This is a genomic window from Marixanthomonas ophiurae (genome assembly GCF_003413745.1).
Taxonomy (GTDB): Bacteria; Bacteroidota; Bacteroidia; order Flavobacteriales; family Flavobacteriaceae; genus Marixanthomonas; species Marixanthomonas ophiurae.
The window spans coordinates 118924-142825 of record NZ_QVID01000002.1; the positions used below are offsets into that span (position 1 = coordinate 118924).

A 23902-nucleotide genomic window follows, 5' to 3' on the forward strand; every position below is an offset into this window, starting at 1 on the left:
TAATTTGGTTAGTTAGTTGAAATGACCACGTGCTACTCAATCGGTGCGTGGTTTTTTTATGCTCAAAAACTACCGTCTTCTACGTTTTCCACCTGTACTTTGAACACGATTAGCTTGAGGTACATTTTTAGATTCTTCAACTGAATTTTGCAACCCCTTCAATTCTTCCTTAGTTAAGTCCCTCCATTCGCCAACAGGCAAATCTCCCAATTCAATATTCATAATGCGTAATCTTTTTAAAGCCGTTACTTCAAACCCTAAATATTCGCACATTCTTCTAATTTGTCGATTTAAACCTTGTACTAAGACAATTCGAAATACAAAACGACTTATTTTTTCAACTTCACAGTTTTTTGTAACCGTTTCTAAAATAGGAATTCCATTGCCCATTCGTTTAATAAAATCGTTTGTTAAGGGGCGATCCACTGTTACAATATATTCTTTTTCGTGTCTGTTTCCAGCACGTAAAATTTTATTTACAATATCACCGTCATTGGTCATCAAAAGTAGCCCTTCACTGGGTTTATCAAGTCTGCCCACATGAAATATCCGCTCTTTGTGGTTTATAAAATCGACTACATTTCCTTCAACCCGTTTATCGGTTGTACAGGTAATACCAATGGGTTTATTAAGGACAATATAGACCAGGTTTTCATTTTCGGTAATAAGTTTACCATCAACTCGTACTTCATCACCCGGCATCACACGATCACCCAAAGTCGCCAAGGTATCATTAATAGTCACTTTTTCTTTTTCAATTAACATGTCTGCTTGTCTTCTAGAGCAGTATCCACTGTCGCTAATGGCTTTATTTATCCGTACGGAATCTGGGTGATGTGTCATAGATTACAAAGATACACATTGTGCAACCGTTAAACTTATTTTAAATAAATAGCGAGGTAATTTTAATTGTTATATTTTCATATAAAACTGAAAAAATATGGCTGTTTTAGGCTCCATCATAAAAAGTGCGATTGATTTAAGGGATAATTTAGTTACCGAAGATTCTCCAGTAGAAGCACAACACAAGGTATTAAAAAACTTATTAGAAAAGGCTCAGAATACATCCTTTGGGAAATATTATGGATTTAAAGAAATATTAAATTCAGAAAATATTGAGAAGAGTTTTTCTAAAGCAATTCCTTTCCACGACTATAATAAAATGACTACCGAGTGGTGGTGTCGTGTTCATGATGGTTTTGAAGATATTACTTGGCCTGGAAAACCCACTTATTTTGCCATAAGCAGTGGTACTACTGGAAAAACCAGTAAACGAATACCCGTAACCGATGCTATGATTGAAGCCATTAGAAACACAGGTATTAAGCAAGTTGGGGCCTTGACCAATTTTGATTTACCACCCGATTTTTTTGAAAAAGAAATTATGATGTTGGGCAGCTCAACTGATTTGGAAAAACGAGATGAATTTAAAGAAGGTGAGATTAGTGGGATTAGCGCTAGTAACATTCCGTTTTGGTTCCGCGGATATTATAAACCAGGTGAAGAAATCGCTAAAATAGCTGATTGGGACGAACGCGTACAAACCATTGCCGAACGTGCTCACGAATGGGATATAGGCGCTTTAAGTGGTATTCCATCTTGGATGGAACTGATGATAAAAAAAGTAATAGAGCACAACAACTTAGATACTATCCATGATATTTGGCCTAATTTACAAGTATATACCAGTGGTGGCGTAGCGTTTCAACCATATGAGAAAAGTTTTAATAAACTGTTGGCGCATCCTATTACTATTATTGATACGTATTTAGCTTCGGAAGGATTTATTGCATACCAACAAAGGCCTGATACTACTTCGATGAAGCTGGTAACCGACAACGGAATTTATTTTGAATTCGTTCCTTTTAAACCAGAGTACGTAAATAAAGATGGTTCTATTACACAAGAGGCTCCAATTTTAAACCTTTCAGAAGTTGAAAAAGATACCGACTATGTGTTGATTATGAGTTCGGTTTCAGGTGCTTGGCGCTATTTAATTGGTGATACCATAGCATTTACAAATCTTGAAAAGGCTGAAATAATAATTACGGGTCGAACAAAATTCTTTTTGAATGTAGTTGGATCGCAACTTTCGGTGAATAAAATGGAAACAGCGCTTCGAGAATTAGAGCAGCAGTTTGACATAGAACTTCCGGAGTTTACTATTGCAGCGATAAAAATAGATGATGAGTTTTATCATCATTGGTATTTAGGAACCACAGCTAAAATAGAAGGAGATAAACTTTCCGAAGCACTTGATAATGCTTTAAAGGAAGCTAATAAAAATTATAAAGTTGCTCGTGGCAAGGCATTAAAAGGAATAAAAGTGACTACTGTTTCACCAAGTGTTTTTCATGAATGGAGCGCTAAGAATAAAAAGAAAGGCGGTCAAGTAAAAATGGAAAAAGTAATGGATGAAGAAAAGTTTGCTGACTGGGAAGAATTTGTAAAAGCTATTCAGCAGTAGCTGCTTCTTCTAGTTTTCCTTTATTTATCAGTTCCATAACTTCTTCAGGGGACATATAGAACGAACGAATTCTTTTTTTATAATGTTCTGAAATATTTGCGTGATCTAAAATAAAATTTTTGGTTTGTAATATATAATCACCCATACCGTGGGCTACAGCAATCGTATCTGCAGTCCGTTCTACTTCTTTAATATGCATTTTGGAAAATAAATATTTAAAGCCAAAAATCAACATGCCGAAGTTATTCCGATCACTATAATCCATAACATGACCTAATTCGTGTCCCAGCCAACCAACGATAACATCTGAAGGAATATCTTTTATAGTAAAGGCTTCGTTTTCAATTTGTATTTTCCTACTGATTAATATAATATATTCCCGGTTTTTACTTCGTTTAAAAAAACTTGTCCAAGTAGGTTGAGCCTGCATGGTAGACTTTTTTATCTGATCTTTAAACTTAAAGGTTATCGGGGTATCTTTTAATTCAGGGTAATATGAGAGCGCCATTATGGCTTCTTTTTCAATAATCTCTGGAATTATTTTGTTATTTGGAATACTATCTTGTGTTGGCATCATATTTAGTGAAAAGTACAAAATTGGTAAAAATAGTTGTGTTAATAAGGTCATAAACTACGTTATAAGTCATTTCGACGATAGGAGAAATCACATCCTGCTTGTCGCGTTTTGATTTTAAATTTTATTCTTTTAAAGATTGTCATATCACTTGATTGTTCAAACTTTCCCATTTAGGATTAAAACTTGTGATCAATTTATTTTTCTTCTCCCGTCGCCATTTTTTCAGTTCTTTTTCTCTTGCAATTGCATCTTTTGGGGATTCAAAGCCTTCATAATATACTAAATAGTGGCAGTTGTATTTTCCTGTAAACGACTTCCCACCGTTTTGACTGTCAAAATAATGTTGAGATATTCTTCGCTGGATATTATTAGTTACTCCAATGTAAAGGGTTGTCCTATAAGTGTTGGTTACTATATATACAAAATAACTGTATAGCATTTTTTAAATATAATGATTTTCAGTTATTTCGATTCCGAACCTTCGGGAGAGAAATCACAACCTGATTGTCACAGTAATGCTTAATGAATTTGCTTTTTCATTAAACTTATTGCTTTTTACTTATATGTGATTCCTCGTCGTTCCTCCTTCGGAATGACTACCGAAGTCATTTCGACGATAGGAGAAATCACAACCTGATTGTCACGTAATGCTTAATGAATTTACTTTTCTATTAAACTTATTGCTTTTTACTCATATGTTATTCCTCGTCGTACCTCCTTTGGAATGACTAAACCTCCTCTAAGGACTTTTGCAACACCTTAATTTTATCTCGTAATTTGGCAGCCATCATAAAGTCAAGCTCTTTTGCAGACTTTTCCATCGCTTTACGTGTGTCACGTATTTTCTTTTCTATTTGAGGCTTGGTCAAATACTCGTCTTCCGGTTCTGCGGCAGCTAAACTATCAGCTGTTTCAAAAGTATAGGCTTCTTGTTTAGATTTTGCCAAGGTGTTTTCAAACGATTTTTTAATAGCCGTTGGGGTAATGTTGTGTTCTTTGTTGTATGCTATCTGTTTTTCCCGGCGGTATTCAGTTTCATCAATCGTGCCTTGCATACTTTTGGTGATTTTATCGGCATACAAAATAGCTTTTCCATTAATATGTCTTGCGGCACGGCCTACTGTTTGGGTTAATGAACGCTTGCTTCGTAAAAAACCTTCTTTGTCAGCATCCAGAATCGCTACTAAAGATACTTCTGGTAAATCCAATCCTTCCCTTAATAAGTTAACACCTACTAACACATCAAATAATCCTAAACGTAAATCCTGCATAATCTCCACACGTTCTAATGTGTCTACATCACTATGAATGTAGCGACATCGTATTTGAACACGTGTTAGATATTTTGTTAACTCTTCTGCCATTCGCTTGGTAAGTGTAGTGACCAAAACACGTTCGTCTTTTTCAATGCGCAATTGCATTTCTTCCAGTAAATCATCAATCTGATTTAAACTAGGTCGAACCTCAATAGGTGGATCCAATAATCCAGTTGGTCTAATAACTTGTTCAACATACACACCCCCCGTTTTTTCCAATTCATAATCGGCTGGTGTGGCACTTACGTAAATCACTTGGTTTTGAAGCGCTTCAAACTCTTCAGCTTTTAAAGGACGGTTGTCCATAGCGGCCGGTAAGCGGAAACCATATTCAACTAAATTCTCTTTTCGGCTACGGTCACCGCCATACATTGCTCCAACTTGTGGGATAGAAACGTGACTTTCATCAACAATCATTAAATAATCATCAGGGAAATAATCTAATAAGCAGAAAGGACGAGTACCGGGTAAACGCCTATCCAAGTATCGAGAATAGTTTTCAATTCCGCTGCAATAACCCAATTCGCGAATCATTTCAAGGTCAAAATTAGTACGTTCCTCTAGGCGCTTAGCTTCTAAGTGCTTACCAATTTCTTTAAAATAATCAATCTGTTTTACTAAGTCATCTTGAATCTCACGAATGGCTCCTTGCAATACATCTGGAGAGGTCACGAACATATTGGCTGGATAGATGTTCAAGCGTTCGTACTTTTCTATAACTTCATTGGTTTTCGGGTCAAAAGCTTCAATTTCTTCAATTTCATCCCCAAAAAAGTGAATTCTGAATGCATCATCAGCATATCCTGGATACACATCAACGGTATCACCTTTAATTCTGAAATTTCCATTATGAAACTCCGCTTCGGTACGTGCGTATAAACTTTGTACCAAGCGATGTAGGAGTTTAGTACGCGAAAGCGTCTGACCTTGCTCTAAACTGATTACGTTTTTCTGAAATTCCACTGGGTTACCAATACCATACAAACAAGAAACCGAAGCAACCACAATCACATCCCGCCGTCCTGAGAGTAGGGAGGAAGTAGTGCTTAATCGAAGTTTTTCGATTTCTTCATTTATGGAAAGGTCTTTTTCAATATACGTTCCACTACTGGGAATAAACGCTTCCGGTTGATAATAATCGTAATAGGAAACAAAATATTCTACGGCATTATTCGGAAAGAAGTTTTTAAACTCAGCATACAATTGTGCGGCTAACGTTTTATTATGCGCCAATACCAATGTTGGTTTCTGTACCTCTTCAACAACGTTGGCTACCGTAAAGGTTTTTCCACTCCCTGTAACTCCGAGTAGGGTTTGATATCTTTCGTCGGAATTAAGGCCGTTCACCAATGATTTTATCGCTTCCGGTTGGTCACCAGTAGGCGTAAAATCTGATACTACTTTAAACTTCATAGGTTCTTTTTCAATGCCCTACAAAAATAACGAAAATGTAAGTAGTAACTTGTGAAAGAACTGTAAACGGCTAAAAGTATTTCAGTTCTCGATTCTATATTTCAGAAAATTATAAATCACGTTTTTTCAATAAAGCATAGCTCCAATATACAAATAGGAATGTCCAAACTAATACGATGGCAACGTTTAAAAAGGTGACATCATAGTTTTTAGTAAAGTTCTCTCCTAATTGAGTGGCAGCTGACTGTACCGCTCCTAAACGCGTCATCGGTTCTTTAATCAAGTTACTCATGGCTTCCAAAGGGAAAAACTGTGAAATGTTTTCAGCAATATCGGTTCCTTTAAAAAACTGCCATTTTAAAAGGCCATAAATTAGTTTTTCAATAATCCACAAAACCACCAACCCACCGATGGCAAAAGCAGACCGCTTTACCAAAACTCCCAAAAAGAGACAAAGGGCAAAGAAACCGACCAGCTTGATAAAATAAGCCAGTAAGTATTCCATATCACTGAAAATGATGCCGATTTCGGTATAATCTGAAAAACTGAGTCCCAAAATCAAGGAAACGATAAAAACAAACAATGTCGAAATTAACGCAAAACCAATAACGGTTAAAAATTTTGAAAGAACGAATTCCTTTTTACTCAAACCGTCAATTAAGTTTTGTTTTAATGTTCGGTAACTATACTCATTGCTCATCATCGAAACGATAACAATGGCTAAAAATATTTTTAAAATGGCGGCTACATACGTGTTGAAATGCCAAATAAAAGGGAAGTTGAAAATCCCTTGATCTGCAACTCTGAAATTTACACTCCCTAAGCTAAATTCTATCGAAGCGATTAATGCTATAAACGTAATTAATACGAAATAAATAATCGAAATTACTTTCGCCGAACGGTTATATCTTAATTTTTGAAGTTCTATATTGAGCAGTCGTAACATACGGTTGGTTAGTTTAGGTTTTTAGTCAATTCAAGAAATTGCTCTTCTAAGCTTTCTTTTCGTTTCACTAAGTGCGATAGAATGATTCCTTTTTGCTGAAGGTCTTTATTTAATGTTGAGGAGTCCATCGGTTCTTCTAAATAAGCAACAAGTGTGTCGCCTTCTTTTTTTATTTTTCCAAACCCAGCGTGATTTTTCAACTCATTTTCCAAAACGCTCATATCGCTTGCTTGAAGGATAAAGAATCCATGACTGGCATTCATTTCATCAACTGTACCCGTGTATAAACTTTCTCCTTTCCGAAGAATTACAACGTGTGAGCAAACTTTTTCAACTTCATCTAATAAGTGAGAAGCCAAAAGAATTGTTGTTCCTTCCGAAGCAATTTTCTTAATAATTTCTCGTATTTGATGAATTCCTTGTGGATCGAGACCGTTTGTAGGTTCATCGAGAATTAATATTTCAGGATCGTTTAGCAATGCCGAAGCAATAGCTAAACGTTGTTTCATACCTAATGAAAAGGTTCTAAACTTGCTATCTTTTCGGTCTAGAAGTCCTACAATTTCAAGTTTCTCTTCAATTTTTGAGGTCGGAACATCTTTGATTTTACAAACCAAGGCAAGGTTTTGAACCGCCGTCATATAGGGGTAAAAGTTGGGATGCTCGATAATGGCTCCTACTTTTTTTAAGGCGTTGTGAGTAGAATCACTACCATCAAACCAATGGTAATTACCGCCAGTTTTATTTACGACATTTAGGACAATGCCTAATGTGGTGGATTTCCCGCTTCCGTTTGGACCTAGTATTCCGTAGACATTTCCTTTTTCAATAGTGAAAGAGAGGTTTTTTACGGCGGTAATAGGGCCAAATTTCTTGGTGAGATTGTCAATCGTGAGTATGGGTTCCAAAGAATTGTATTTTCTGGGTTAGCTATCTATACGACGAAAGTACGGAAGATTTGTTACAATTAGAAAAAAGAAAAGCAGCATTCGAATAAAGAATACTGCTTTGTATTTGTTGAGAACCAGTGGTTTTAAGACTTTTCTTCTTTATTAAAATATACCAAATAATAGTACATCTGTTTTTCCTCATCCCATCCTTTTTCCACAAAACGCTCCGCACTATCTGGATTGATGAAATCCATTTTTATCTGAATATTAGTATCCAGGTTAATTACATTTTTAATCTTTTTACGGGCAGCACTCACTGCAGTATTGGCAATAGGGAAGGTGGTCAAGTCTTCGATTTTATATTTAGGCGCTTTTTCAGTTTTGTAATGATTGAATTCTGGCACCAAATCTGGGTTGTCGATAACTTCGTTTACAAAAGAGCTTTCTTCAAAGTTATCGTTTTTGGCAAAATGGTTTACCGCACGGTTCATAAACATAACCTCTTGTTGTTTATCTTCCGCCGGAAGCACCACATCTTTAGCAAAATCCTGACAGAATTTTAAATATTTTTTAGTGAAGAAATTATCATCTTCAAACGCATCAACCCCTAAAAAGCTTTCCACCCAATAACGAGCATCGTAGCGATTGCTGTCTATGGAAAGTACTTTGTAGCCTTCTTCTTTCTTTACATTGAAAATAAGCGCGCCTTTATCCAATTTTTTAAGATTTACACCTTGCTGAAGGATAGCGTCTAATTGTTCGCCCTTTTCAGCAAATTGAAGGAAATCCTGTTTTAATTCCGATTTAAAAATACCAATGCCATCTACTTTTTCATTATCAATCTGTAGGTTTTCCATATACGCTACATACACTTCCCCGTTTTTAATATGAGGATGCATGGATTGATCAAAAAGGTGTTTGGTAATTTTTTTACTGTGTTCGTGAATGCTTTCTGGATCATCAAAAATTTCAGAAATAGTATTATATAAATTGTGAAACTCTAAATCGGTTTCGTGACGGAACTGAAAATAATTTTCTTCCTTATCACGGAATGGTTTCAGAAAAAATTCTTTTAACAAAGGCCTAATTTCGTCATCCATTTTATAAGGAGCCGAAGAAAGAAAAATACCTTCGTTACGGCTTTTATTTCCTACTCTGTGAATGGAAAGGGATGCAATATGTGCAGCGTATAAATTTATCATTTGAAATGTAAAGGTTAAAGGTAAAATTAACTGAAAACTGTAAAGTTTAAAGCTACTGTAAAAAGCTGAGAACTTTGGCTATTTTAATTCCAGTTTTCGTCAAAATCAAGATTGTCATAATCTTCAGGGTCTAAGCCCATTTCGTCGTCCTCATCATCAGAAAACGCATCGTCCATATCTTCAATGATGAATTCGCGTTCTGGAGCTACAGCAGGTATTTGTCCTTCTACGTACATTAAGTTTGGGTAGCTTACTCCATCTTCAGGTTCTATAATATCGGCCAACTCTACCATAAACGTCCACATATTTAAATAATCGTAAATATATAGCAATCGTGTTTGTTCACGCCAAACGGTATCTTCCAAGCGGTTTTCGCTCATTACCCGAACGGCTCCAGGCTTGTCACCCATATCGAATAACGCGATTTCTTCACCTTGTTCCCATTTCTCATTACTCACATAGAAAGAGGCCATTTCTTGTCCCTCAAAACCGAAGGATTGCAAGATTACATTATGAAGATCTTCTAAGCTGTCTGAAGCTTCTATTTCAATGTCTCTAAAAACATCTTCATGCGTGTCTAGAATAACTCTAAAGCGGTACACCATAACTGAAAAATTTAGGGCGCAAAGGTACAAACAATTCCACTTTTCAGAAGAAGAAACACCTGTTAAATATTAGTACTATTTGGGTTAATTTTTTCTAAATCTGCCGAGTAATAAAATCGGGCCGGTGCCGTTTCCAAGCTTGTAAAACAACATAGAATTGGTACCCAAACAGTAAAGAGGCAATTACTAAATGAAGTGGTTGGGTTAAAAATGGGAAATCGAAATAATACATGGCAATGCCGGTTGCAGCTTCTAGAATCACTAAAAAGAACACCATATTTATTTTTCTTAGTCCGTAACTGTGTTTTTTATTAAAAAACCACAACGCTAGATTGACTAAGAATATTAAAATAGAAAAAGAGCGGTGAATATAGAAATACAAATCAGGATTATCGAGCCAAAGTGATTTTGCTTGATACCCCACAATATCTATTTGTTCATCTACAAATTGACGAACTTGTGTGCCGGTTACAACTTGGACTATAGTAAGTAAAAGAGCAAATATTAAAAGGTTAATATATCCTCTTGAGATTGAAAATGTACGTAATTTAGGTCTTGAATAGTACAATAAATACAGTAAAACAGCCAAAATTACTAAGGCCATAACCATATGAATAGTAATACGTATTGGTGATAGAACGGAGTAAACTACTGTGGCGCCTAACCATGCCTGAAAGCCTAGCAAAAAGACACTTACCCATGAAAGCAGGGTTATACGTTTACTGTGTTTCCATTGGCTGAATGAAAACAAAGCCATAATAAAAACTGCTATACCAGATAAAGCTCCAAAAAGCCGATTTATATATTCAATCCAAGTATGCCAAACGTTGAAAGTAGCGTAATCGTGTTTGGTGTAGAGATTCCAGTTATCTTCTGAAAAAGCTTCGCCTGTTGTAAAATCTTTTGCAGCGACTTGTAAAGTTTCATCTTTTATGATTACCTGCCCTTTTTTAAAGCTGCGTTGTGGTTGCCATTCTAATTCGATAATATCAGTAGGAGGGACGTAGTATCCAAAGCATTTAGGCCAATCTGGACAGCCCATTCCAGAGCCTGTCATTCGTACCATAGCTCCTGCAATAATTACTAGATAAACAGCAATCAATGCTATTTTTACCCACTTTCTATACATTATTTAACGGGTGTTAATTTTAATTCTTCGCCTTTTTTCAACATAAACTTTTTTGCAGCTTCATATTCGTTTGGTATGTCGCCTTCCAAAATAGCTTCTTTTATTGCATCTTTAATAATGCCTATTTCTCGAGAAGGCTTTAACCCAAAGGTATTCATAATTTCTTCACCAGATACGGGTGGTTGAAAATTTCTAACGTGATCTCGTTCTTCTACCTCTTGAATTTTATTGCGAACCTTCTGAAAATTATTATGGTATTTTTTAAACTTCTTAGGATTTTTCGTGGTGATGTCGGCTTCACAAAGTGTCATTAAGTCCTCTACGTAATCCCCAGCATCAAATATTAAGCGTCTAACGGCACTATCGGTTACATCGGTAGCCAATACGATAGGGCGGGAGCTCATAAAAACCATTTTCTGAACAAATTTCATCTTATCATTAAGTGGCATTTTCATACGCTTGAAAAGCTTATAGACCATTTTTGAGCCTACAAATTCGTGCGCATGGAACGTCCAGCCAATTTTTTTATCAAACTTTTTTGTGGGTGCTTTGCCAATGTCGTGCAATAAAGCGGCCCAACGCAACCAAAGATTATCGGTTGTTGCGGCAATATTATCGACTACCTCCAGCGTGTGCCAAAAATTGTCTTTGTGGCGTTGCCCTTCTTTTTCGTCAATTCCTTCTAAAGCTACTAATTCTGGAAAAACAAAAGGAAGTAAACCTGTTTTATGAAGCAAAGCAAAGCCTTTGGAGGGTTTATCTGCTAATAAGATTTTATTAATCTCGTCAATAATCCGTTCTTTAGAAATAATCTTTATCCGCTTTGCATTTTTGGTAATGGACTGCAACGATTCTTCTTCAATAAAAAAATCGAGTTGCGTCGCGAATCGAATGGCCCGTAACATACGCAGCGGATCGTCACTATACGTAATGTCTGGTTCTAATGGAGTTTTAATAATTTTTTTCTCAAGATCTGAAATCCCATTAAAAGGGTCTAATAACTCTCCAAAGTTTTTATCATTTAAACTTAAAGCTAAAGCATTGATAGTAAAATCACGTCGATTTTGGTCGTCTTGTAATGTTCCGTCTTCCACTGCGGGATTGCGACTTTCTTCAGAATAGGATTCTTTACGAGCACCAACAAACTCTAATTCAATTCCACCGGTTTTAAGCATGGCTGTACCATACGTTTTAAAAACAGAGACTTTTGGTTTTCCAGGAAGCAGCTTAGAAACTTCTTTAGCCAATTCAATACCGCTGCCAACAGCAACTATATCTATATCTTTTGCTTCGCCACGATCTAAAATATAATCGCGTACAAATCCGCCGATAACATAACTATCGGTGCCTATATTGGCTGCCGCTTGCGAGACGGTCTTGAATATGGGATGCTGTAATGCATTAGGATATGTTGGCATGGTTTTAACTAGTGTTTTAAATAGAACCTGTGTTTAATCTACTTTTTTAAAAACCAATGTATTGTCACTGTTTTTTAAGGTAAGCTTTCCTTCAGAAAAAGAAAAGTTTAATTCTTTTTCTGAAATGGCATCAAGGAACCTTTTTTCTGTACTAAGGTTTGGACAGGCCATTTTAGTGGCAATGACGCTACCAATCTTTATAGAATTATTTGTTGTTTTAATATCACTATTGATTCGGTTACAACCACCAAAACCATATAGTTTATTTTCTACTAAATTAAATTCAAGGTTGGGAGCTTTAGTTTTGCTATCCATTTGTTCTCCGTTCAAGCTTTCTAGCACCCAAAGATCGTGAAGGCGGTAGTCGCCTTTGTACTCTCCACAACCGTTATAATCCTTCATATCAGCATCGCCTAACTGTACACTTGCTCGGACTTTGTATCCAGATTTTTTACCAGACATGCTATCGGTACATTCGTCTCTAATAATCATCACGTGAAGGGCTCCACTTTCGGTTTGTGCACGGTATGAAACCGCGTCTATGTCTTGAGGTTTTACAAGCTTGGGCAACGGGGTGACAATGGAGTCGCCTTCCAAAGTCTTAAACTTCATTGTTTTATTGGCAAAATCGATTTCAAGATTCCAAAACGGTTCGTTACCGGTGGCTTTAAACCCTATGGCTTTATTTTCTTTTTTAGCTTCCATGCTGAAGTTTTCGGGCTTATTGTTGGTGAGCAAATACCTATCTGATAAATTACCAGTAATTGGTTTTCCTGAAACATCTAATAGCTGCAGTGTGTCATTTTCCAGTTTAAATTGCTTCATTCCTTTACTGTCTTCTTTATCTGTCAAGGTAATAGTACCGTCTTCTGAAGTATTAAAATTTCCGGTATGTTTTAAAGCATCTACACTTCTTTCTTGATAAAACTGTATTTCAGAATATGTAGAGTCGTTTTCAAAAGTAATCATATAGTTAATTCCTGGGCAATCTGCACACGGTAAGGTACCGTAATAGGTCCCTTGTGGAGTTTCCGTTTTAGATTGGTTGCAGGCAATTACAAATAGAAATAACGTTAAGATGTAAAATACGTGTTTCATTACTGCTTAATTTCGAATCACTTTTACGGTACCATCATTCTTTAGCTTAATGATAGCCGACGGTTGTGACGTTTGTTTAGATAAAGGCAAATTTACCACATAGTCAACGCCTTCCAAAATTTCGGGAGCAATGGCTTTGAATTTTAACGGGGTTTTAACACCGCTAATATTTGCTGAAGTAGAGACAATTGGTTTTCTGAATTTTCTAATTAATTGTTTGCAGAAATCGTCTTGTACTACGCGTATGGCTAAGGAGTTGTCTTCGGCTATCAGGTTTTCAGCCACTCTAATAGGGTCGTCGTAGATAATTGTGGTTGGTTTTGCTGCATATCGTAAGATATCGTAGGCTACCTCGGGTACATCTTCCACAAACTCATTCAGCATTTTAAAATCATGAACCAAACAGATTAAGGATTTGCTTTCATCGCGTTGTTTCAGTTTAAAAACCTTTTCAATAGCCTCAGGATTGGTGGCATCGCAGCCAATGCCCCAAACAGTATCGGTAGGGTAGAGAATGAGTCCACCACGTTTTAATACAGCTATGGTTTTGTTTATTTCTTCGCGCATAAATTAAGTTTTGGTTTTGTGTTATAGGTTTCTATAGACATCAATATATTGTTTTGCAGCTTTTTTCCAACTGAATGTTGCTGCTTGTTTTTTTAATTCTAGACTCTTTTTTTCTGGATTCGATTTAAAATCTTTCAGTGTTTCTTTTACAACCTTAGCCATATATTCAGCATTGTATTGATTCCAATAACTTGCTGCATTTCCACCAACTTCTGGAAGCGATGTTTTGTTTGAGATAATAACCGGAATCCCAAAGGTCATGGCTTCTACTACTGGAAGCCCAAACCCTTCAGCAAGTGACGGATGCACTAGGGCTGTCGCATTACTGTACAAGGTAATCTTTTCTTTTTCTGAAACAGTCCCTTTTATAATAATACGATCGTTTACTTGGTGTTCTTTGGCAAGTGCTGTTATTTTTTCTTTTTGGTTTTTGGAACAGCGACCTACGAAAATCAATTTAATCTCGCTATCTAAAAAACGGAGCATTGGGATTAGACTTTCTTGATTTTTATAGCCCCTAAATTCACCAATAGATAATAAATATGGAAAATTATGTTTTTTGCTTTTTATAGCTGAAATTCCCTCGCAGGGATTACCGTTGTAAATTACATACTCTTTTATGTGGTTGGGGATATTAAACTTTTCTTGGATGTTACTTTTTGTGAATTCAGAAATATAGACCAACCCACTAGCTTTATTTATTTTAGCTTGTAAGCTATCTACTCGATCTTTTATTTGATGATGTGGACGGTCAAAAAGAGTAAATAAGGCATCATGAATGGTAAAAAGCATTTTTGATGAGTTACTGCTATGAGGCTCAACCTTACTTAAATGCGTAACACTGTGCCAAACATCGTACTCCTTTTTAAAAGAAAAATACCGATGAAAATCAAAAGATGTTTTGTGTTTTATTTGCTTACCAAACCGATTCTTAAACCTAAAAGGGGCGTAGTAGGTCAAGTTTAGATCTTCGTGAGGCTGTTCTGCCATTTTTTTACCTAAGTGCAGTGAAAACTGCCCAAACCCTTTGTTGAGATTTTTAAGATAATGAAAATCGATAAAAACGCTTTTTTGTGAAGCCATGTTTAAATTAATTGTTTAAAATCTTTTTGTAATAAGAAACTGTTTCATGGGTCATGGTTTCTTTAGTAAAGTTTTCTACAACTTTTTTTCGAGCTTCTTTACCTATTTCTAATCTAAGCTCAGAACTCTCTAATAAGGTAGACGCAAATTTAATATAGTCTTGTATAGTATTGGCCAGATAGCCGTTTTTTTTATGGTCTATTATTTCTTTTGCGGCGTTAATGTTAGAAACAATTATTGCTTTTTGCAGTGCCATGGCTTCTGCAAAAACCAACCCAAAACTTTCATTTTTAGAAGGAAAAATACACAAAGAAGCTTGCTGAATAATCTCAGGAAGTTCTGTATTGTTTTTAGCACCGTAATAAGTACTTGCCTGTATTGCTTTGTCAGTTAAAATAGATTTACAAGTATTTTGCCAATAGCTTTCACCTTGCCCAATAACATGTAAGGTAGCTTTTGGAAAGGTTTCAACTAAGCTATTGAATATTTCACAAAGTATATCAACTCCTTTGGCATTTGAAAGCGTGCCAAAATAAAAAATAGATTGAGGAATCTCCTCTACTTCAGGATTGGGGGAAAACAGATTGTGGTCAATACCGTTATGGATTATGGTATCCATGTCAATATTATAGATAGATTTAACCGCCTCAGCTGAAAATTTGGACACCGCAATAGTATAAGGAGTTGTTTCCAAAGCTTTTTGTTCCATTAAAATTTTAAACCTGTCTTGCTCCTGGTTTAAATAATGGTGCCAAAACCCTCTAGAACCGTGAAACCTGACGACTAAAGGTATTGTGTTGTCCCAAAATGCGGTGAAGCCATTAAAAGCAAAAGATTCAATGATATCGATGTTATGGGAAAGTGCATACTTTTTCAGTTTATGAACTAGGTATTTCCGTTCTTTTTCTAGAAAATGTAACTCGCCAGATTCAATGTTTATTTTAGAGCTTACAGAACGAATAGCTTCAGAAATTGGAAAGCTTTTTGAATATTTTTTGAAAAACTCAATGCTAATATCACCATCCTTTAAAGAGTATTTTTTTTTTGAAAATCCATACACATACACTGTATGCCCTTTTTTGGAAAGTTCATGTGCCAAAATTTTTAGAAAAGAACCAACACCCCCACTGGCAGGCAAATTTGGATGGGAATATTCATTTGTAAAAAAAAGGACCTTCATGTTACTCAATAATTTCTGCTAATTCATCAAACATTTTTTTGGCAATAACATCTTTGGTGAAATTATCTAAAAGATATTGGTATCCGTTGGTTTTAAACTTTTCTTGTAGTGGTTTATCTTCTAAAAGTTGTATTGTTTTGTCGGCAAAACTTTTTGGATTTCCCACTTCAGCTAACAAACCGGTTTCGTTTTCTACAATTACTTCAGGTATTCCGCCGGCATTTGCAGCTACAATGGGTACTTTACAGGCATATGATTCTAATAAAACGCCTCCTGTAGGCTCATTATTAGAGGTGAATAAAAATAGATCGAATTCAGGTAAAATTTGCGGAACATCTTTTCTAAAACCTGCAAAAATAATATGATCTGTCAATCCTTTTTCTTCAACATATTGTCTTATTTCGCCTTCCAGTTTTCCTTTACCGACTAAGATAAACTTCGCTTTTATCTTTTTCTCTTTTACTAAAATTTCCACGGTGTCGACCCACGTATAATGGTCCTTAAATCCTGTGAATTCGGCTATATTTCCAATTATTTTATAATCCTTTGGGATGTTGAACTCTTTGTGCAACAAACCCGTTTTTTCTTGTTTGGGAAATTTTTTTATATCGGTTACACTTCCTACCACACTCAGTCTGCTGTGGTCTTTTACTGCAAATTTTAGTACATCAACAACGGGTTGAGACACACAGATTATTTTTTTAATGCCTTTGTAATTGTATTTCCATTTTCTAAAAAAATTGGTGTCCACTCGTTTTATAAGTGTTCGGCAAAGTGCCATAGGGATTTTCATTCCGTAAAACAAAGAAGCCAGAACGGCCAAGGTATGCGATTGGCTGTTGTGTATAAAAACTACATCAGCATTTTTTTCTTCGGAAATATTTTTCAGCGATTTAGCAAATTTCAAATCGTATTCTCCGTTAAAATCCAGCCCAATCACTTGCATTTTTTTTTGCGATGCGATTTCGTACACTTCAGAATCTTTGGGACAAACAATCCATTGATCTTCCACGTAACCCAAGTCTCTAAATGCTTCATAGAGGTATATAATTTTTTGTTCGTGGCCGCGCCAAACTTGCGAAGCGGTTACTTGGATTAATCTCATGAATTTGTTTATTGAGGTTTTGTTTTCTGCAAAATAACCATAATAATTAAACATAGCTTTCTTCTAATTCAAATTGTATCTTTGAAAAATGAAAAAAGCGTTTTCTGAAAAATATAAACCGAAAGAAAAGGAAGTATTAAATATCCTCAATTCGTTTGAAAATAACGGAGAATCTGTAGGAAAAGGAGATAGAAATGTTATCAAAATTTTTCCGTTAGGAGAGCAAGAAATTAACATTAAATCATTTAAAATTCCAAATCTAATTAATAAGGTTGTTTATAATTTTTTCAGAAAATCGAAAGCTGAACGGTCTTTTTTAAACGCATCTTATTTATTAAGTAACAATATAGGAACACCATATCCTGTTGCTTTTATGGAAGAAAGTAATCCTTTATTTTTCGGGAAAAGTTATTATATAAGTGAACATCAAGATGCAGATTTAACCTACCGCGAATTGGTGGAAAATGCAAATTATCCTGATCGTGAGAACATATTACGGCAGTTTACCGCTTTTACCCATAAATTGCATGAAAACCGAATTCTTTTTAAAGACCATTCTCCAGGGAATACATTGATAAAAAAAGAAGAAAATGAATATAAATTCTATTTAGTAGATTTAAACCGGATGGACTTTAAAGACCTTTCTTTTCACGAGCGCATTAAAAACTTTTCAAGATTATCACCTCACAAAGAAATGGTTGCCACAATGAGTGATGAGTATGCCAAAATCACTGGGCAACCGTACGATAAGGTGTTTGGTTTAATGTGGGGATTGACTGAAAAATTTCAAATGAAATTCCACCGTAAACGGGAATTAAAGAAAAAACTAAAGCTAAAATAGTTACGATTTTCTATCAAAAATCTTATTGATTTTATATTTTCTGAAAAGGGATAATTTTCGTTTTTCCGGTACGCCGTTTTTTTCAATATATTTTTCAATGGTTTCTATCATTCTTTCTGAAGACTTTCCGTCGTGATAGGGATGGTATTCAGCAATTATTGTAGCGCGTTTTTCGGCAAAAGAATCCTTGGTGAGGTTTTCTACAACAGCTTCTTCTAACTTATTTTTTTCGGTAAGGTTGTTCCATTGTATATTTTCATTGATATTTCCAAAGGTAATAACGGGTTTGTTCAGCAATAAAAATTCATAAATAACCGATGAAGTGTCGCTAATTAATAAGTCTGCTACTAAAAACTGTGAAATGATATCGCGACCTTCTTTAAAATAAACGGTGTCATATTTAGCTGCAATATTTTTATAAGCCTCGATAAATTTTGGGGCCATTAAATCGTGAAATTTAATGTTGATTATATAGTCGCCGTGTTGGGCCAATTGCTCAATTTCAGGTTCTAATACTTCGGCAGAGGTAAGAGAAGGGGAGAAGGTAGGCGCATACAGCAAAACATATTTGGCATTGTGTTTTGTTAGTAAGTCCTCTTTTGCAGAACGTGTTTCTTCATTATTTTCTACATATAAATCCAGTTTTGACCAGCCGGTTTCTATCACGTCAAAATTTTTAAAACGTGCTTTTAGTTTGTTGAAACCTCTTGTAAAAAAAGGTCCTTGCGTTAAGTAGAGGTCAAAATAATGACGAATATGAAAGTGCCCTTTTTTCTCTCCCGCCAATCCATGAAAAATTTGAACTTTTAATCCTCGTAAATAATGAGGGACTTCATTTCCAGGTGCAATAACGGCGTCGCTTTTAAAAGCTTCTAATTCAGCAATGCTTTGTGTGACCGGTTCGTCGGTGAATGGAAAAAGAGTTGACAGCTTTGGAGTGATAAACCAGATATATTCATGACTTTGTTCTTGCAAAACCTTTTTTATGGGTTTCATAATTTCAAAAGCATAGGCGTTTTGACAGAACAAAATCACTTTCATAGGTTACAGAAATTTATTTACGTTGTCTAAATCTTCTTGAAAATCGATTTCCATACAATTAAACGCTGAAATATCTACCGCTTTTACTTTCGCATTATCTTTTTCAATAAGCAGTTCGAGTCCACGTTCAAAGTAATCATTATTATCACATTCCTCTAATCTTCTAATATATTGTGAAAGATCATTTTTTGAAATAAAGTTAACGCCAACTGCTTCACCTAAACCGTTTTTTACTTCTTTTGAAAGTTGATCAATATAGCCGTTTTCTAAGGTATATTTTACTTCTTCATCACCCACAAAGTTTGTGTTTACGGCTACGAACGAAGTGTCTTCTTCTATATGTGGCTTTAAGTTTTCTAGTAATTTTTCATCAAAAACAACATCACCATTAAACCAAAGGACACTTTCTCCTTTGCATTTTTTTAATGCTCGTACAAGGCTTTTTGCTGTGTTGGTTTGGTCAAAATATGGATTATAAACATAAGCCATTTGCGGAAAATTTTCCATAATGCTGTTTTTTTTGAACCCGACTACTACGTAAACATCGTGTTCAGAAAAATATTTGTCTATGTTTTCGAGCATCATTTGCATAATGCTTTTTCCGTTTTTTAGTGGTGTAAGTGGTTTAGGAAATGGGTTGCCCAACCTGGAGCCAATTCCGGCAGCAAGTATTACGATTTTCATTTATTTATTGGAGTTGTTTTTAATAATCTGTTTCAGTTTTAAATACTTTAAAAAAGTAGTGTAGGCGCTAAAGGTACAAATTATTAATCCGTTGAAACCGTCCAGGAAACCAAGGCGTAAAATATACGCTTTAAAAAAGGTCCAAGTCGGTTTTACTAAAATGTCAAATATACCGGATTTTCTGCCTAGTTTATAATATTCCCTTGCAGCAATAGAGGAAAATTTGTGAACCTTTAAACTGTGTTCTTCATAGCTTGTATGCACCCAATGTAAAATACTTCCGTTTAATTTTCCTGTTTGTGAACCGGGTTGCATTTGTATAGTATCGTGTGGGTTAATGCCTCCCCAACGGGCTTTATTGCGGTCAAAAACACGAAGTTTTCTATCTGGGTACCAATCTGAATGGTAAATCCATTGCCCGCAATAATTATTGAATCGCTTGGCATAATAGCCGTCTTTTATCCAATTATCTTTTAATCGTAAAATGGCGGATTGTAATTCTTTACTTAGTGCCTCATCGGCATCGAGAGAAATGATCCTATCGTATTTTGCCGCATCGATAGCCGAATTTTTCTGTTGAATATGTCCTTCAAATTTTTGTTGGATAAACCGAACTGGATATTTTTTGCAAATGGCTTCCGTAGCATCGGTACTGAAAGAGTCCAATATTACAATATCATCGGCGATGGGAAGAAGCGATTCAATACATCGGGCAATTTTACTTTCTTCATTTAGCGTAATTACAGTTGCAGAAAAACGTTTAGTTTCAGGATACAGGTTTTCACTTGTCAGAAATTTATGCAATTTTGGAATAATGAGTTCTGGTTTGAAAAGCTCATAATTTAACTTGCCTTTAGAGCGTGCACCTTTTTTATTGGAAAAATGAGGTTTATAGTCTGTAAAGTCAAATAAATGCACTGAAGCGTGATTGTTTCGGTCTTCAAAAATATTCCACGCTTCTTTTTTTATCCAAGGACAGAATATAGAAAATGTTTTTACGCCCAGTGCTTTTGCCATATTTATTGCGCCGCCTTCATTGCCTATTAAAGCATCACAATGGTGAGTGAGAGCCATAAATTCACGAAGACTTTTGCCGTAAAGCTCCAAAAATATGTGCTGTTGTGTTTTTGGGCTGCACAAATTATAAAGCTCTTCTACCTCTGGTTTTTGACTGGGAATGTAATTGAAAAGCAGTTGACCATTGGTTTGCTCCACTACATAATTCAGAAGTTTTGCCATAAAAGGAAGTGGGTAGGTTTTAAACTCGTTGCTTCCCAAAGCACTGATCATAAATAGTTCTTTTGAAATATCTATTTTATGCTTTTGCAATACTTCTTTTGCTTTTTTTGCCTCAGTATCAGTAAGGTATATTTTTGGTTTACAGGATTGTTCAATCTCTTTAATGATAGGAGACAATAGCATTAGCCTGTTTTCAATCGCCAATCCAGCTTGTGTTAATGACATGTTGTGCCGAGAAAACGTGTGGGTGTATGCAAACTGGGTGTACCATTTTTTATAAGAAATACGGTATTTGGCTCCCGAGCTTTTTGCAATCCAAGCACTACTTATCTTGGCGTAAGCATCGATTACCACGTCGTAGTCTTCCTTTTTTACCTGTTCTCGCAAGGCCTTAAATTCGCTCTTGGAAGACTCCATTTCGTTAGTAAACGGAATTACTTTATCAATAACAGGATTGTTTTCAATTACGGGAATGGTGTGAGAATTGACTAAATAATGTAATTCGGCCTTGGGAAAATGGTTTCGCAATACTTCAAATAGCACGGTGGACGTTAACACGTCACCGATCATTTTTTGTTGTATTACGAGTACTTTCATCTAATTAAACCGCTACATTATACTCGCGAAGGGCGTCGTTAAGCGATGTTTTTTTATTGGTACTTTCTTTTCTTTTACCAATAATTAAAGCACATGGTACTTGAAATTCACCAGCGGGAAATTTTTTGGTATAACTTCCAGGAATTACTACTGATCGCGATGGAATTAAACCTTTTGTTTCAACAGGCTTATCACCGGTAACATCGATTATTTTTGTAGAAGCCGTCAATACTACATTAGCGCCTAATACAGCTTCTTTCTCCACCCGTACGCCTTCTACAACAATACATCGTGAACCAATAAAAGCATTGTCTTCTATAATTACTGGGGCAGCTTGTAAGGGTTCTAAAACCCCTCCAATACCTACACCGCCACTCAGGTGAACGTTTTTACCAATTTGAGCACAACTTCCCACAGTTGCCCACGTGTCAACCATCGTACCTTCGTCAACATAGGCGCCAATATTTACATAACTAGGCATCATTATAACCCCTTTTGAAACATAAGCACCGTGACGGGCAACTGCATGCGGAACTACACGAACGCCTTTTTCTTTATAGCCTTTTTTCAACGGAATTTTATCATGATATTCAAAAATACCAGCTTCCATAGTTTCCATTTTTTGAATTGGGAAATATAAAACCACTGCTTTTTTTACCCATTCGTTTACTTGCCATCCATCGTTAATAGGTTCTGCACAACGAAGTTTTCCTTCATCGCAAAGTTTTACTACTTCCCGAATAGCGTTTATGGTTTCAGTATCTTGTAATAAGGAACGATCGTCCCAAGCTTTTTCTATTATTTGTTGTAACTGGCTCATATTTCAATCAAAATTTAATCACAAAGATAAAAGTCCAATGGAATTAACTTCCCTTTTTTGGCATACTATTTTACAAACCCGTATTTTTGCAGCGGAATGGGACGAATTTTAGCCATAGATTACGGTACGAAACGTACTGGAATTGCTATTACTGACGAATTACAGTTAATAGCTTCTGGATTGACAACGGTACCCACAAAAGAATTATTCGATTTTCTGAAAAAATATATAGCTTCAGAAAAAGTTGAATTGATTTTAGTGGGTGAGCCTAAGCAGAAAGATGGTTCTGCCAGTGATGTGGAAGTTCATATTAAAGAATTTATCGTGCAATTTTCCAAAGCATTTCCAACCATGGAACTAAAAAGAGTAGATGAAAGGTACTCAAGTAAAATGGCGTTCCAAACGATGATTGATAGTGGTTTAAAGAAAAAGCAACGCAGAAACAAAGCGTTGATTGATGAAATTAGTGCCACCATCATTTTACAAGAATATTTATACAATAGATAGTTAGATTAAAACTGATACGAATGATTTTACCGATTGTAGCATACGGCGATCCCGTTTTAAAAAAGGAAGCAAAAGAGATTGATGCAGATTATCCAAAACTGGATGAATTGCTTGAAAATATGTACGAAACAATGTACGCTGCAAGGGGTGTTGGCCTAGCCGCGCCACAGATAGGACTTCCTATTCGTGTATTTTTAGTAGATGCAAGTCCTTTTGCCGATGATGAAGATTTAACTGAAGAAGAACGCAAGCAACTTGAAGGTTTCAAAAAAACATTTATAAACGCTCGTATTTTGGAAGAATCTGGTGACGAATGGGCTTTTAACGAAGGGTGTTTGAGTATTCCGGAGGTTCGGGAAGATGTGTTCCGCCAACCAAAAATTGTTATTGAATATGAAGATGAAAATTTCAAAACTCATAAGGAAACAATAAAAGGAATTGCTGCTCGTATTGTACAACACGAATACGATCACATTGAAGGTATTTTATTTACAGATAAACTGTCGCCGTTAAAGAAACGGCTGATTAAGAGTAAGTTAAGTAAAATTTCAGCCGGAAAAATTAGTATAGATTATAGAATGCGTTTTCCAAAAGCAAAAAAGAAACGTTAATAGCATTGCAAAGAAGAATGAAACCGTGCATATTTGCACCTTTCAAAAATTGAATAAGATAGTTTATGAGCTTAGAAAAGATTTTATCGATTTCCGGCAAACCCGGACTCTATAAGTTACAAACCCAGACCCGAAGTGGCTTTTTAGCCGAATCACTGATTGACGGAAAAAAAATTAACGTAAGCGGGCGTCATAATGTAAGTTTATTGAGCGAGATAGCGATATATACATTAACTGAAGAAGTTCCAATTAGAGAGGTGTTCTCAAAAATTTCAGAAAAAGAAAATGGGGGAGCGGCCATCAGCCATAAAGAACCTAAAATTAAATTGGAAGAATACTTTTTTGAGGTATTACCAGATTATGATGAAGATCGTGTGTATCCAAGTGATATCAAGAAGGTGATACAATGGTATAACTTGCTTCAAAAAAATGAAATTACCGATTTTTCTAAACCTAAAGAATCTGAAAAAGAAACATCTTCAGAAGAAGAGTAGTCAGGATAATAAAGAATAAAAAAAAAGCTCGCACTAAATTATAAGTGTGAGCTTTTTTTATGAATTTGAATT

At 35.6% G+C, this 23902-nt stretch carries 24 protein-coding genes; 5 read left to right on the forward strand and 19 right to left on the reverse strand.

The window, feature by feature from the left end:
- Positions 1-69: 69 nt before the first annotated feature.
- Positions 70-843, reverse strand: coding sequence for a 23S rRNA pseudouridine(2604) synthase RluF (rluF, locus tag DZ858_RS10815; RefSeq protein ID WP_117159682.1), 774 nt, complete (start codon positions 841-843; stop codon positions 70-72).
- 97 nt (positions 844-940) lie between these two features.
- Between rluF and DZ858_RS10820 the strand changes: the two genes are divergently transcribed.
- Positions 941-2467 (forward strand): GH3 family domain-containing protein, encoded by a 1527-nt coding sequence (locus DZ858_RS10820; protein ID WP_117159683.1) that lies wholly within the window; start codon positions 941-943, stop codon positions 2465-2467.
- Here DZ858_RS10820 and DZ858_RS10825 read toward each other — a convergent pair.
- From DZ858_RS10825 to DZ858_RS10890, 14 genes are all read right to left on the reverse strand, one after another.
- Positions 2454-3044, reverse strand: coding sequence for a hypothetical protein (locus DZ858_RS10825; RefSeq protein ID WP_117159684.1), 591 nt, complete (start codon positions 3042-3044; stop codon positions 2454-2456). The genes DZ858_RS10820 and DZ858_RS10825 overlap by 14 nt on opposite strands.
- Positions 3045-3183: 139 nt before the next feature.
- Entirely contained in the window at positions 3184-3483 is a 300-nt protein-coding gene (locus DZ858_RS10830; protein WP_117159685.1) for a GIY-YIG nuclease family protein, read from the reverse strand.
- A gap of 289 nt (positions 3484-3772) precedes the next feature.
- Entirely contained in the window at positions 3773-5773 is a 2001-nt protein-coding gene (gene uvrB, locus DZ858_RS10835) for an excinuclease ABC subunit UvrB (RefSeq protein ID WP_117159686.1), read from the reverse strand.
- A gap of 109 nt (positions 5774-5882) precedes the next feature.
- Positions 5883-6719 carry an ABC transporter permease gene (locus tag DZ858_RS10840; protein WP_117159687.1) on the reverse strand — a complete coding sequence of 279 codons (837 nt, stop codon included), beginning with the start codon at positions 6717-6719 and terminating at the stop codon, positions 5883-5885.
- Between the two features lie 8 nt (positions 6720-6727).
- On the reverse strand, positions 6728-7627 hold the full coding sequence (locus DZ858_RS10845) for an ABC transporter ATP-binding protein (RefSeq protein WP_117159688.1): 900 nt from the start codon (positions 7625-7627) through the stop codon (positions 6728-6730).
- A gap of 125 nt (positions 7628-7752) precedes the next feature.
- On the reverse strand, positions 7753-8811 hold the full coding sequence (locus DZ858_RS10850; RefSeq protein WP_117159689.1) for a nucleoid-associated protein: 1059 nt from the start codon (positions 8809-8811) through the stop codon (positions 7753-7755).
- A gap of 83 nt (positions 8812-8894) precedes the next feature.
- Entirely contained in the window at positions 8895-9416 is a 522-nt protein-coding gene (locus tag DZ858_RS10855; protein WP_117159690.1) for an IS1096 element passenger TnpR family protein, read from the reverse strand.
- 94 nt (positions 9417-9510) lie between these two features.
- On the reverse strand, positions 9511-10545 hold the full coding sequence (locus tag DZ858_RS10860) for a COX15/CtaA family protein (RefSeq protein ID WP_117159691.1): 1035 nt from the start codon (positions 10543-10545) through the stop codon (positions 9511-9513).
- Positions 10545-11963, reverse strand: coding sequence for a CCA tRNA nucleotidyltransferase (locus DZ858_RS10865; protein ID WP_117159692.1), 1419 nt, complete (start codon positions 11961-11963; stop codon positions 10545-10547). The genes DZ858_RS10860 and DZ858_RS10865 overlap by 1 nt, the downstream gene beginning before the upstream one ends.
- Before the next feature lie 33 nt (positions 11964-11996).
- Positions 11997-13061 carry a copper resistance protein NlpE N-terminal domain-containing protein gene (locus tag DZ858_RS10870; protein ID WP_117159693.1) on the reverse strand — a complete coding sequence of 355 codons (1065 nt, stop codon included), beginning with the start codon at positions 13059-13061 and terminating at the stop codon, positions 11997-11999.
- 6 nt (positions 13062-13067) lie between these two features.
- Complete coding sequence (locus DZ858_RS10875) at positions 13068-13628, reverse strand: L-threonylcarbamoyladenylate synthase (RefSeq protein WP_117159694.1); 561 nt, start codon at positions 13626-13628, stop codon at positions 13068-13070.
- Positions 13629-13649: 21 nt separating this feature from the next.
- Positions 13650-14711: a glycosyltransferase family 4 protein gene (locus tag DZ858_RS10880; RefSeq protein ID WP_117159695.1), complete on the reverse strand. Its 1062-nt coding sequence runs from the start codon at positions 14709-14711 to the stop codon at positions 13650-13652.
- Positions 14712-14718: 7 nt separating this feature from the next.
- Positions 14719-15891, reverse strand: a complete 1173-nt coding sequence (locus tag DZ858_RS10885; protein ID WP_117159696.1) for a glycosyltransferase family 4 protein — start codon at positions 15889-15891, stop codon at positions 14719-14721.
- Between the two features lies 1 nt (position 15892).
- Complete coding sequence (locus DZ858_RS10890) at positions 15893-16996, reverse strand: glycosyltransferase family 4 protein (RefSeq protein WP_158548365.1); 1104 nt, start codon at positions 16994-16996, stop codon at positions 15893-15895.
- Positions 16997-17084: 88 nt separating this feature from the next.
- Between DZ858_RS10890 and DZ858_RS10895 the strand changes: the two genes are divergently transcribed.
- Positions 17085-17837 (forward strand): lipopolysaccharide kinase InaA family protein, encoded by a 753-nt coding sequence (locus tag DZ858_RS10895; RefSeq protein ID WP_117159698.1) that lies wholly within the window; start codon positions 17085-17087, stop codon positions 17835-17837.
- On the opposite strand, the gene DZ858_RS10900 is transcribed toward DZ858_RS10895, so the two are convergent.
- Genes DZ858_RS10900 through DZ858_RS10920 form a run of 4 tightly spaced genes read right to left on the reverse strand, consistent with a single transcriptional unit; the run spans position 17838 to position 22218 of the window.
- Positions 17838-18833, reverse strand: coding sequence for a CDP-glycerol glycerophosphotransferase family protein (locus DZ858_RS10900; protein ID WP_239990773.1), 996 nt, complete (start codon positions 18831-18833; stop codon positions 17838-17840). It abuts the gene before it with no gap.
- Between the two features lie 48 nt (positions 18834-18881).
- Positions 18882-19562 carry a phosphocholine cytidylyltransferase family protein gene (locus DZ858_RS10905; RefSeq protein ID WP_117159700.1) on the reverse strand — a complete coding sequence of 227 codons (681 nt, stop codon included), beginning with the start codon at positions 19560-19562 and terminating at the stop codon, positions 18882-18884.
- Complete coding sequence (locus tag DZ858_RS15320) at positions 19563-21398, reverse strand: glycosyltransferase (protein WP_239990774.1); 1836 nt, start codon at positions 21396-21398, stop codon at positions 19563-19565.
- A 4-nt stretch (positions 21399-21402) separates the two neighbouring features.
- Positions 21403-22218: a 2,3,4,5-tetrahydropyridine-2,6-dicarboxylate N-succinyltransferase gene (locus DZ858_RS10920; protein WP_117159701.1), complete on the reverse strand. Its 816-nt coding sequence runs from the start codon at positions 22216-22218 to the stop codon at positions 21403-21405.
- A 96-nt stretch (positions 22219-22314) separates the two neighbouring features.
- Between DZ858_RS10920 and ruvX the strand changes: the two genes are divergently transcribed.
- From ruvX to DZ858_RS10935, 3 genes are all read left to right on the forward strand, one after another.
- Complete coding sequence (ruvX, locus tag DZ858_RS10925; protein ID WP_117159702.1) at positions 22315-22725, forward strand: Holliday junction resolvase RuvX; 411 nt, start codon at positions 22315-22317, stop codon at positions 22723-22725.
- 20 nt (positions 22726-22745) lie between these two features.
- Complete coding sequence (gene def, locus DZ858_RS10930) at positions 22746-23336, forward strand: peptide deformylase (protein WP_117159703.1); 591 nt, start codon at positions 22746-22748, stop codon at positions 23334-23336.
- Between the two features lie 65 nt (positions 23337-23401).
- Positions 23402-23830 (forward strand): DUF5606 family protein, encoded by a 429-nt coding sequence (locus tag DZ858_RS10935; RefSeq protein ID WP_117159704.1) that lies wholly within the window; start codon positions 23402-23404, stop codon positions 23828-23830.
- Positions 23831-23902: the final 72 nt, after the last annotated feature.